The organism is Mycobacterium sp. (assembly GCF_965230835.1).
Taxonomy (GTDB): Bacteria; Actinomycetota; Actinomycetes; order Mycobacteriales; family Mycobacteriaceae; genus Mycobacterium.
This window is the reverse complement of record NZ_CBDDLW010000002.1, coordinates 1274050-1286087: the sequence shown is the minus strand read 5'-3', so window position 1 is coordinate 1286087 and position 12038 is coordinate 1274050. Positions and strand designations below refer to the sequence as shown.

Genomic DNA, 12038 nt, shown 5'->3' with positions numbered 1-12038 from the left:
CGAGTGTGGCGATAAGACTCGAGTTGGGTGCTGTGGTGGTCTTGCCGGTGGTTGAAACAGTGGGTCGAACAACAGCTAATTTGGTGCTCTGGCATCGTCGGCGGTGCCGATGCGCAACTAGTCGAGTTGGTTATAAGGTTGTTGTGCTGTAACCGGTCATTAATGTTCGGTGGACCACAGTTGCCGTAATGTTTCAACCTGCGACGGCGACCTCGAAAAGACCGTCTCACCAGGCGACAGCCGCTTGATTATTTGACCAACGTCGCGCTGCTGGGGGCGCGGTGATCGTGGTTCGGCTTTTCATCAATAGAACTAGATCAAAGGAACTAAGTTGAGAATCAAACGATTTAGTGCCTTACTGTGTGTTCCGGTTGTCCTGACGCTGGTGCTTTCTGGGTGTGGCAGTGACAATAAGGCGAGTGTGCCAAGTGCGGCAGCGGGCGCGACGTCGGCGAACGTCAGTTGCGGCGGAAAGAATGCGCTTAAAGCCAGCGGGTCAACAGCTCAAGCCAATGCCATGACCCGATTCGTCGAAACGTTCGAGCGGGCCTGTTCGGATCAGACGCTGAACTATGCGGCCGTTGGGTCGGGCGCGGGGATTCGCGAATTTATCGGCGGCAAAACTGACTTCGGCGGTTCTGACTCGCCTTTGATCCCCAAGGAGTACGCCGCCGGCCAGCAGCGGTGTGGCTCGCCAGTGTGGAACCTGCCGGTGGTGTTTGGCCCCATCGCGATCACCTACCACGTCGACGGTTTGAATTCGTTGATTCTCGACGGTCCGACTGCGGCCAAGATTTTCAACGGCGCCATTACCGCCTGGGACGATCCCGCTATCGAAGCGTTGAACTCAGATGCCAGCTTGCCCGCTGAGCCAATTCATGTGGTGTTCCGTAGCGGCGAGTCCGGCACCACGGATAACTTCCAGAGGTATCTCGATACCGCTTCCAATGACGCGTGGGGTAAAGGTGCCGGCAAGAATTTCAACGGCGGTGTCGGTATGGGAGCTATGGGCAACGACGGCACAGCTGCAGCCGTCAGGCGGACAGAAGGGGCGATCACCTACAACGAATGGTCGTTCGCCCAAGCAGAAGGCCTGGACATAGCCCAGATCATCACGTCGGCCGGTCCGGCACCAGTGGCGATCAGCGCGGAGTCGGTGGGCAAGACGATTGCCTCCGCCTGGATCATCGGCGAGGGCAACGACCTGGTTCTCGACACCATCTCGTTCTATCGGCCGAAACTGCCTGGCTCCTATCCGATCGTGTTGGCGACCTACGAGATCGTGTGCTCGAAGTATCCTGATGCGCAGGTAGGAACGGCTGTAAAGGCGTTCTTGCAAAGCACGATAGGTCCTGGGCAGATTGGTCTGGCCGACCACGGATACATCCCCATTCCGGATACATTCAAGTCGAGGTTATCGAGTGCGGTCGACGCTATCTCGTAATCGACTGTGAATCGGGGCATCGCCGGTGGTGCTGCCCAACGTCAATCCCAGCTGTGCGAATCGTGAAGCTGCCTATCCCCGGGCAGATGTCCTCAGGTGTGTAGGTGATGCCGCGGGCAGTACGCGGCGATGCTGGTGCCGACGAAATAGCCAGCGTGATAGCCGTCCAGGCGACTGCGGCTCATTACGTCATTCGCGATCTCGGATTTGTGCCTACCGAGATCAAGTTCATCGCATACCTCGTGGCCAGCAATGATTGCGGCTTGCGGAGAGGCGAAGTTGATGCCCTTGGACTTCACCGCCTTCAAGAACGCATCATCGACTCCGTCGGCATGCGCGGTCGAGGTTGCTAGTGCCGTGAGGCTAAGCAGCGCGGCTACCAGGGCAAGACTGGTGAATAGCGCTCGCCTGTGTCGGAGCGAGCGCACTTGGCTGGTCGCCATTGCTGAAACCTCCCGCTGAGCGGTGCTCACGGCCATCCGAGCCGCTGGCATTGCGATCATTGCACGTAACGATCGGGCGGGCGATGCGCCTCGATGCGCCAGACCCTCCCTGTGGCCTACAACATTGGCGCTTTGCGTACGTTCCTGGATTTTTGTTGCGCCAGCCCCGGGTGATCACGGCCTTTCGTTCGCCTATACCGGTCGGAACTTTGGCTGAAATCGTCGAGCCTGTTATTTTCCGCGATAGGCGGAGCTGACCGCCGAAGACCGATCTCGCTACCATCCCGCCAGGCGTTCTGCAGTTTGGTGGGCTATGGTTGCGCCGAGACCACCGTCCCATAGGCATCATTCAAGGAATTGAATTGAGAAAACCGATTTGGCGCCGTGCCGCGCATTCTAAGCAGTGGTGCTGGGACGTTGTCGGCATAGGGCAGTGCCAGCAGTCCGGCGGAATCGCAACTACCAGCACGTTATCAGCTGACGCGAGCTTTGCTGACATGTTTCCGCTCACGGCTAATGAGTCGGCAGCCCGCGCAAACGCGGACGCCCGATTGCTTGGAAAATCTTCACGATTCCGATCGAGTCGGACATCCACCGATACCTTCATTGGCTCAAGTCCTGAGTTTTGCGAATCAGTGAACAAAAATACAAATTTTGGCGGCGCAGGTACTGATCGACGCTTGAGCGTGAGGAGGTATTGGTCTTTCATCGGGGGCGCGATAGCGCGAAAGCGGACAATCGTGATTCATTGTGACGTCGGGATCCGTTCGAGCGTCGAGACAGTATGGGACAACTCACACGAGGGCGACGTGCAATGTTCTATGGTTTTTCGCGCGTTGGTCAGCTCAGAGTTCCAGGAAGTTTCCCCGGGTCGTCAATGTGAGATGTCATGGAGTTCCTAACCTCGCCGCCTGAAGTCACGTCGGCACTGCTCCATTCGGGGCCTGGTGCCGAATCACTCGTCGCCGCCGCCAGCGCGTGGCAGCGGCTGGGCGCTGACTTGGAAGACACGGTTCGCTCCTATGCCCCAGTGTTGGCTTCTCTGACTGAGGCCTGGCATGGACCGTCGTCAGCGGCGATGATGGAGGCGGTCGGGCCCTACATGGCTTGGCTGCGCGCCGCCGCGCAGCAGTGCGAGCAGCTGAGTTCCGCGGCGCGGCAAGCTGTAGCGGCATTCGGCTCCACTCTGTCGGCGGTGGTTCCTCCCTCGGTGGTCACCGACAACAGGATCGAGCTGGCACGTTTGTATGCGACGAACCGCTTGGGCGGAAACCTTGCGGCAATTGCCGAAACCGAATCGCAGTACGAGACCATGTGGGTGAACAATTCGGCGGCGATGTATCGCTACCAGGCGGCGTCGGCACAAGCTCTCGCGCTGCCCCAGTTTTCTTCGCCGCCGTCGATAACCAGTTCCACCGGATCGGCTGCTCAAGCCAACGTCGTTCCAACCCCGCTCACCCCTTCGAAGCCCACGACATGGGCGGCGATACTGGCTGCGCTTGCCGCCTTCGACCCTAATGCCGGTTGGTTCGGGTTGGCCAATACCTACGCGAACCAGTTCATCTCGTCCGGATTTCCGATCAATCTGCTCAGTTATGCAGCGCAAAACACCTCAGCGCAAGCGTTGCAGACTGTGGCCCCCGAAATCGGCGAGGGCTTGTTTGAGGGGGAATCGGCCCTGGGCGAGTCGGTGGCCAATTTGTCTAGCGCAACCAGAGCCCTTGGCGGGCTTCAAGCCCCTACCGCAGCCTTGGGTGCTGGGGTGCCCATGGGGAACCTCACCGCGCCACCTGCTGTGGTGAAACTCGTGGCGACTTCGCAGACGCCGGTGCAACTTGCGTCGGCGGCATCTCCGCTGCCTGCGGGGGAAGCCGGGTTGCCCATGCCGCCGATGATGCCAATGCCAATCTCGGCAGGCAGCGGTTGGCGCAAACGAAAACAGCAGAAGTACGAGGACCTTGCGTACGGTTTGGAGGTCAACGGCACGGTCATGCCCCGGTCGCCGTCAGCGGGGTGATCGGATGGTCGACGCTGGCGCTTGGGACGCCCGGTTCTTCGCCGGTGATCATCCGGGGCACCTGTTTCAGCGTTGGCAGCCCGGACACCAGTACCTGATCCGTTCGTCGGCGCTGTCGTACTCGATGAGGGCTCCGCAGCGGTAGCAGCCGTGGCCGGCTCGTCCATAGACCCACAGCCGCCGGCCAGTGCGGGTATCGCCCGTTGTGCAGCGGTTCCGCCGGTTTCGGTTGGACCACAACATGTCTCTGGCCCTGCTAATCAGGCGCTGCGGATCGGCAATGGCGCCCACCGGTGTGGTGGGCAGGTGCCCGCTGACGAAACAGATTTCGTTGCAATAGACGTTGCCTACGCCGGCCATCACTCGCTGATCCAGGAGCGCCTGCGTGATGGGCCGATCTGGATCGGCTGTCAGATTGGCGGTGGCAATCCGCGGATCCCAATCGTCAGCCAGAAGGTCCGGTCCAAGGTGGGCGACGACGAAGCTGTCGTGGCGTCGCTCGAGGATCTCCAGCACGCGCAAGTTGACGCCCACGGCTTGAATGGGACCGGCTTCCAAAATGATTCGAGTTCGGTAATCCACCCGCATCGGGTGCTTGCCCACTCGCCAGCTGCCGTCCATTCTCAGGTGTGAGTGGATGCTGGCCGCCCCGATCCTGATGAACAGATGTTTACCTCGACTGAGCACTTCGTCGACTACCTGCCCGGTCAAGTCGACGGTGGCGAACCGTGGCGTTCGGATGTCGCAGCGCGTCAATGTACGGCCGACCAGATTTTGGCGCAGCGTCGCTGCGGTGCGCCAAACGGTGTCGCCCTCGGGCATGTTCTACCGCAGCCGCAGTCCGCGTGGTGTGCGGACGAATCCGGCTTCCACAAGCGCTTCTGATACCAAGCCCGGCCCGTCTGTCCGCGGCTGTAGAACTGGCACCCCGTCTACCCGTTCGACCAGTATCGCGGAGACACGCCGGGCGCCGACCAAGTGGGCCAGCCCGACCGCCGCCGTGTGGTTGGCCCTGGGATCGTCGGTAAAGGTCAGCAGCGAGCGTCCACCACGTTCGAGGAACCACGCCAACTCGCCGTCCACCAGCACGACTAGCGCCCCGGCTTTGCGACCTGGCCGGGCCGCGCCCTCGCCCGCGGATGCAGGCCACGGCAGGGCCGCACCATAGGGGTTGGCCGGGTCCGCCGCGGCCAGTACTAGCGACCGGGGTGCTGTGTCTTCCGGATCGGTAAAAGAGCCTGGGCCATCCAAGTAGCTGCGCAGCCGGTCTACCGTTGACGCCACGGCGAATTGAGCTCCGCCCAACGACTCCACAAAATAGCCGCGCTGGCATCGGCCGGCGTCTTCGAACGCCCTCAACACCTTGTAGAGCGTGCCGAACCCGCCCGCGACCCCCTCGGCGGCAACTGCGCCTCGCGTAAGTACGCCGTGGCGGTTCAACAGTAACTCGGCTTGGTAGTGGGCTCGTAACGTGGAGTCCGGCTCAGGAAGCGGCAGTGCAGACCAGCGGCCGGCCACGGTGGGCTCGGTCGCGAGTGATGCGGCGTGCGAAATGCTGTAGTGGCTCAAGCGCCCTGGGCGTCCACGCGCGGTCGGCTGTCTAGAGCGGCGTGCAGGTGTGGAACGCTTGCGCGAGCCCGGGCCACTGCCGAGCATTGCTCGGACCGGCGCGAACGTGTCACCGGTGATCCAGCCGGCCCAGACCAGCTCCCACAGAGCGGCTTTCAGCTCCGCCTGGGCGGGCAGTTGCTGCACCATCTGGCGGAAGAAGTACGCCCCGCCGCCGGCGAGCGTCTCTAGGATGACGCGGTGACTATCAGAGAATTCGATCTCGGCCGGTGCGGTCAGAGTTAGGGGTGCGGAATCGGCCGGGTGTAGCGCTATCCAGCCGTCACGACCCGAGATTGACCCGACACCCGACCAGGTGACCTCACCCGTCGCCAACAGCTCGTCGAGCATCGTCGGAGCGTAGTCACGCACTCGCGCGGCGAGGACGAGCGGTTCTAGCGCCGAGGCCGGTATCCGCGCACCCGCGAGTTGTTCGACGACGGACACAAGTCCGTCGAGACCTGAATGTCCCCAATTACCGGTGTAGCCTGACGAACCTGAATCGTTGGCAGTACTTACCTGGTGCCAAGCCGGTAGAAACCGCCCATAGGCGGCGGTGCTGACCGGCTCGACCTGCGCCCGCAGAGCCGCCAGGGAACGGCGCCGCAGAATGCGCAATACATCTGTGTCGCACCATTGTTCGGCTCCGGCTCCGGCTCCGGCTCCGGCGGTGATCTGGGATATGTCAGCCGGATCGGCGGTCACGAAGTCGCCGCGCATCAGTCGGCCGCCACTGGCCAGTCGGCCCAGTACGTCAGCAGTCACTCGCAGGCCCAGGCCGAACCTGGCGGCCGCGGCGGCGGTGGTGAACGGTGTATGAGTGCGCGCGTAGCGGCCGAGCAGGTCGGCCAGGGGGTCGGCGACCGCTTGGGTGAAGCTGGTGGGCAGGCCAACGGGAACCGCCGCGCCGACGCCGTCTCGCAGCCGGCCGATGTCCTCGACGGCGACCCACCATGTTCGTCCGGCAAACGACACCGTAAGTGCGCGCCTGGCGGCGCGCAAACCTTCCAGCCAGCCGCCGACATCGGGCCGACCAGCCCGTGCAGCGACCTCGTCTTCAGCGAGCGGGCCCAGCAATCGAAGCAGATCCGCGACCGCCTCAGCGTCGCGGGCGGCCCGGTCGGCTGACAAGTGTTGCAGCTGGAGGCCCGTCGTGGCGACGACGTCTGGATCGAGCAGCTCGCGAAGCTCGATACGACCGAGTAGCTCGGCCAGCAGCGTGCTGTCCAACGAAAGCGCAGCCGCACGGCGCTCGGCCAGCGGAATATCGCCCTCATAGATGAACGCGCCAACGTAACCGAACAACAGTGACGCGGCAAAGGGCGACGGCTTCGCGGTCTCGGTTTCGGCCACCCGTACTCGGCGCTGCGCGATTTTACTCATCAACGCGACCAGGGTGGGGACGTCGTAGACGTCCTGCAAGCACTCACGGATGGTTTCCAGCACGATCGGGAAATCCGAGTATTTGCGTGCTACCTCCAGTAACTGGGCGGCGCGTTGTCGCTGTTGCCACAACGGCGAGCGGCGGCCGGGGTATCGGCGTGGCAGCAGCAGAGCGCGCGCCGCTGATTCACGGAATCGCGATGCGAAGAGTGCCGATTCGCCAACTTCGGCGGTGACAATTGAGTCGATTTCTTCGGCGTCGAAGACGAACAACTCGGCGCCAGGCGGCGTGTCCGCTGCAGTATCCGATCCCATGTCCGAGCAGGTGTCCGGGAAGCGCACCACAATGCCGTCGTCGGACGCGGTTGGCTTCTCGTCGATTCCGTAGCGTTCGCGTAGACGTCGGCCGACAGCAAGCGCAAGTGGGCCGTGCACCCGCAGCCCGTACGGCGAATGGAGAATTACCCGCCAATCACCGAGCTCGTCGCGAAACCGCTCGACGAGCAAGGTGGTGTCGGTGGGCACGACGCCGGTGGCTTCCCGCTGGTCCTGCAGCAGCGTCCACAAATTGTCAGTCGCGTAGTCGTTGAAACCTAGCGTGGTGCAACGTTTTCCGAATTCATCGCGGTGGAGACGGGCTAGCTCGCTGGTGAACGCGCCCATTGCGGCTCCGAGTTCGGCGGGCCGGCCGACATCGTCGCCGCGCCAGAATGGCAATCGGGCTGGCTGGCCTGGGGCTGGAATAACCAACACCCGGTCGTGGGTGATGTCGGTTATTCGCCAGCTGGTCGCCCCCAGCGAGATGACATCGCCGGGTCGGGATTCATAGACCATCTCCTCGTCGAGTTCGCCTACCCGCGAAGGTTTATCAGAGTCAAGACTAGAAGCCAGATAGACAGTGAACAGACCGCGGTCGGGGATAGCGCCTCCGGACGTGACGGCCAGCCGTTGTGCGCCGGGCCGCGCGGTCAGCGTTCCCCCGAGGTCAGCGTTGCGGTCGTAGACGAGTCGCGGCCGCAGCTCGGCAAACTCGGTGGACGGGTACTTGCCCGACAACAGGTCCAGGGTGGCCTCAAATGCGCTGCGCGGCAGCGTCGCAAAGGGAGCGCTGCGGCGAACGGTGTCGAACCACCGGTCGGCGTCCAGCGGCTCCAGGGCTGCGGCTGCCACCGTGTGCTGGGCCAGGATGTCAAGCGGATTGGCTGGCACGCGCATTGTCTCGATTTCACCGGCGAGCATGCGTTGCACACCGACCGCGCAGCCAATGAGATCAGTGCGATGCTTGGGAAACAACACCCCCCGCGAAATCTCACCGACGTGATGGCCGGCTCGACCGATACGCTGCATGCCGCTAGCCACCGATGGTGGCGCCTCGACCTGGATTACCAGATCGACCGCCCCCATGTCGATGCCAAGCTCAAGGCTGGAGGTGGCCACTACCGCCTTGAGTTGCCCGCGTTTGAGATCGTCTTCGACGAGAGCGCGCTGTTCCTTGCTGACAGAGCCATGATGAGCACGCGCCAATATCGTTGGTGCGCCGAAAGTCTGACCGCTGGCCATGACATGTGCTGGAGCGCCACCGGCGACGTGCGGATTAGGGCTCATGGAAGGCTCTGACAGTGCGACGTTGGACCGCTCGGCGTGGATTTCGTTAATCCGTGCGGTAAGTCGTTCGGCCAGCCGTCGTGAATTGGCGAATACGATGGTCGAATTGTGTGATTCAATCAGGTCGACGAGCCGAGACTCAACGTCGGGCCAGATGGTGTTGTTCGTCAAGTTCGCCATGTCGGGCACAGGCACCTGCACGCTGAGCTCCAGCGTTTTGCGCGGTGCGGGGCTGCGTCCAGATGCCGGTGTAAAAGGCAGGGCCAGTTTCGCTCCGCTGTTAGCATACGGGCGTCTGGTTCGGCGGCAGGTCGATTCGCGGGTTGGGGGTTGTACGGGCCGGTCGTGGTTCGTGCGCCGGCGATGTTTGGGCTATGAGGGCGCTGGTGGTTGTTTCTGCGTGGTCGAGGTGGCGACCGCAGGCGATTCGGGACGCTGACCAGTGGCGCGACGCGATGCCGCGGTGATGAGGGTGCGCTGCCAGTCGGGTGGGACCGCAGCGAAGATTCCGCGGTCGATAGTGGCCAGCGCCTGTGCAGCGACCTCGGCGGGGTCGATGCCGTCGGTGGACATGCCTGTCGAGACCAGGGCGGGGCAGATCATGCTCACGCCGATCGGCGTGTCGGCCAGTGCCAGCGCGGTGTGTTCGGCCACGGCCACGACGGCGTGCTTGGAGGGTCCGTAAGCGCCGCCGCTGGGAAAGGTCAGCACCCCAGCCAATGAGCCGGTGATCAGGATGTGCGCGGGCTGGTTCGCGGCCAGCAGTCTGGGTACGAACGCACGCAAGCCGTTGACAACGCCACCGACGTTGACCGCGAACACCCTGTTCCAGTCAGGAGCGGCCACTTCCCACGGAGCACCAAAGCTCCTACCGGTGATTCCGGCGTTCAGGCACACGACCCGGGCGTCGCCGGCGGCTTCAGCGAGCGATTCGACCGCATCCGGCATGGCAACGTCAGTGGGAACCGCTTGTGCCCCCAGTGACTGCGAAACTTCGCTCAATGTGACGGTGTCGATGTCGGCGAGCACGAGGTTGGCTCCACGGTCGGCCAGTGCATGCGCCAACGCGCGCCCGATGCCACTAGCTGCGCCGGTCACCACCGCTGTCATCCCATTCAGATCCACATTGTGCAGGCTATCGACCACGGCCACGCCGCCGTGGCAAACGGTTTCCCTCACCTCCCCTTACTGGGACCGGGTGGGCGTCGTCACGCGTGCGTGCGCCTCGCTACGCCGTGGCGGAGACGGGATCTGCCTGGCCGGTAGGTGCTTGACTTTGAGGCGGTCGCAGTTGGCGGGGTGAGTCGAGCAGGGATCGGCGTAGGTCTTGCAGCAGTCGGGTGCCGACCGGTGTCATGGTGAGGCCGCGCCAACCGGCCGAGGCGCGGTCGAGCACGGCCCACACCAGGCTGATGGCGCTGGTCTCGCCGGGGAATCGGCCAATGACCTTGGTCCGTCGCTTAGTTTCTCCAAAGGAGCGCTCAATGAAATTTGAGTGCCGAACGCGGCCATGGTGTTCAACCGGAAACCGCAGATAGGCGGTCAGCCCTGCTTTGTCGGTGAGCAGGATCCGCATAGCCGCCGGGTAGAGGTCGGAGTATTTAGCGGCGAACGCCTCGATCCGCTTGTCGACGATCTCAACCAGCTGCGGTCCCGGCTCGATACCCAGGCCGGTGGTATCAAAAATCGCCCAGTATCCGTCACGGACCTCGACTTGCATCCCGGTGGGGATCTTCGCAAGCACGTTGCGAAGGCGATGAATAAGACATCTCTGGCGCAACGCTTTTGGGTAGATTTGTTCGATGGCTGCGATCAGTCCCTTGGCGCCGTCAGAGACGATCAGCAGCGGAGTGGCAAGACCGCGTTCGCGCAGGTCGGTCAGGAAGTCGGACCACGCGTCGGTGGACTCTCCGGTCCCGGGTGACAATCCGACGAACACGGGTTTGCCCTCGGTGGTGACGCCCCAGGCGGCGAGCACAGGCTCGGCCGGCGACCCGGGATGCATCCGAAAGAAACTGGCGTCCAAAAACAGGTAGTCCAGAGCGATCTCACCGAGTGGGCGACGAGCCCACGCCTGGTATTCGGCCCGGATCGCCTTACAGACTTCCGAAACCGCGGACTTGGAGATCGCCGCCTGATCGCCGAGCGCTTCAGCGAGGGTGGCCTTGACATCCCGGACGGACAGGCCGCGGATGAACGAGGCGATCACCAGCGTTTCCAGGGCGTTGGTTTTCGTCACATGCTTACCGAACAGCCGAGAGGCGAACGCTTGCATGGTGCCACGCAGTTTCGGCCGCTCCAAGGTGACCGCACCTGTGGTGGTCTTGATGGTCACCGGCCGATATCCGTTGCGCGAACCGCCGTTAGCGTCGGCACAGGCGGCGGTACGTTGGTAGCGTTCACGACCGAGGAACTCGGTGACCTCAGCCTCCAGGGCCGCCTGCATCAGTAGCTGGGCGCCGAGGCGGGCGATTTCTTCAAGGATTTCAGGCAGTTCCCGATCCTCGGCGAACAGGGCGTCGATTTTGGTGCGGATACGGTCGGTCGCTGATACGCGGACAGGCACGGGCGTGACTCCTTCTTCGCAGACTTGCAGGTCGTGAAGCGGAACCTACGCGCGTGCTCCCTATTTACACCGGATCCCGGACACGACCGCGGTGCGGGCGCCACAATTGTCGTCGGGGACTGTCCGGACAAGAACCGGGCTAGTTCCTCGGGTGGACGTACAGTCGCCGACAACCCGATGCGCTGTGCCCTCAGCCCGCGCGACAGGTCGTCGAGCCGTTCCAACGACAGCGCCAGGTGTGCGCCGCGTTTGGTAGCGGCGATGGCGTGAATTTCGTCGACGATGATCGTCCGCACACCGGCCAGGGTCTGGCGTGCGGCCGAAGTCAGCATCAAGAACAGCGACTCCGGGGTGGTGATCAGCACGTCGGGGGGTGCCGCGATGAGTTGGCGGCGCACCGCAGGTGGAGTGTCACCCGATCGGACTCCCACGGTGATGCCCGGCGCGGGCTGCCCCCGGCTTTCGGCGATGCGGGTCAGCCCGGCCAGCGGGGTGCGCAGGTTGCGCTCGATGTCGACTGCCAGGGCTTTGAGCGGGGACACGTAGAGTACCCGAGTGCCCGTCTTGCTATCCGGCAAAATCGGGGGGCTGGGGTGGTCGGCCAGGTTAGCGAGGCTGTCCAGGGCCCAGAGGAACGCGGCTAGCGTCTTACCCGAACCCGTCGGCGCGATGACCAAGGTGTCGTCGCCATTGGCGATGGCGGCCCAGGCGAGAGCCTGGGCTGTGGTTGGCGCCGCGAAGGTGCTGGAAAACCAGTCGCGCGTGGTCGCGCTGAATCGGCCCAGAGATTCAGCGGCCGGGCCATCAGGGGAGATGTGGTCAGGGCCGGGCGTGCTCATCCAACCATCGTGCCAATTAGCTGTGACAAATCCGAGACTAATCCTCGCCAGGGGTGCAACCACGCGCTTTTGTATCCAGATTGCCCGTCCCGTATCTCGTGTCCGACCGGGGTAGGAACGGATCTGGCTGGAT

At 63.2% G+C, this 12038-nt stretch carries 6 protein-coding genes and 2 pseudogenes; 2 read left to right on the top strand and 6 right to left on the bottom strand.

Annotated features, from left to right (window positions below; translation table 11 throughout):
• Nucleotides 1–337 precede the first annotated feature (337 nt).
• Nucleotides 338–1444 carry a phosphate ABC transporter substrate-binding protein PstS gene (gene pstS, locus ACO07W_RS06405; RefSeq protein WP_421845837.1) on the top strand — a complete coding sequence of 369 codons (1107 nt, stop codon included), beginning with the start codon at nt 338–340 and terminating at the stop codon, nt 1442–1444.
• 92 nt (nt 1445–1536) lie between these two features.
• On the opposite strand, the gene ACO07W_RS06400 is transcribed toward pstS, so the two are convergent.
• A complete protein-coding gene (locus ACO07W_RS06400; RefSeq protein ID WP_421841740.1) occupies nt 1537–1887 on the bottom strand; it encodes a DUF732 domain-containing protein in 351 nt (116 codons plus the stop codon).
• 889 nt (nt 1888–2776) lie between these two features.
• Here ACO07W_RS06400 and ACO07W_RS06395 point away from each other — a divergent pair.
• Complete coding sequence (locus ACO07W_RS06395) at nt 2777–3904, top strand: PPE family protein (protein ID WP_421841738.1); 1128 nt, start codon at nt 2777–2779, stop codon at nt 3902–3904.
• A gap of 66 nt (nt 3905–3970) precedes the next feature.
• Here the strand turns inward: ACO07W_RS06395 and nei2 are convergent, their stop codons facing one another.
• The 5 genes and pseudogenes from nei2 to ACO07W_RS06370 form a co-directional block, all read right to left on the bottom strand.
• A complete protein-coding gene (gene nei2 / locus ACO07W_RS06390; RefSeq protein WP_421841736.1) occupies nt 3971–4726 on the bottom strand; it encodes an endonuclease VIII Nei2 in 756 nt (251 codons plus the stop codon).
• A 3-nt stretch (nt 4727–4729) separates the two neighbouring features.
• Nucleotides 4730–8725 (bottom strand): annotated as a pseudogene (locus ACO07W_RS06385) (Lhr family ATP-dependent helicase); the annotation flags it as partial.
• A gap of 147 nt (nt 8726–8872) precedes the next feature.
• On the bottom strand, nt 8873–9679 hold the full coding sequence (locus ACO07W_RS06380) for an SDR family NAD(P)-dependent oxidoreductase (protein ID WP_421839996.1): 807 nt from the start codon (nt 9677–9679) through the stop codon (nt 8873–8875).
• 49 nt (nt 9680–9728) lie between these two features.
• Nucleotides 9729–11066 carry an IS256 family transposase gene (locus tag ACO07W_RS06375; RefSeq protein ID WP_421840121.1) on the bottom strand — a complete coding sequence of 446 codons (1338 nt, stop codon included), beginning with the start codon at nt 11064–11066 and terminating at the stop codon, nt 9729–9731.
• A 95-nt stretch (nt 11067–11161) separates the two neighbouring features.
• Nucleotides 11162–11905, bottom strand: a pseudogene (locus ACO07W_RS06370) (DEAD/DEAH box helicase); the annotation flags it as partial.
• Nucleotides 11906–12038 lie beyond the last annotated feature (133 nt).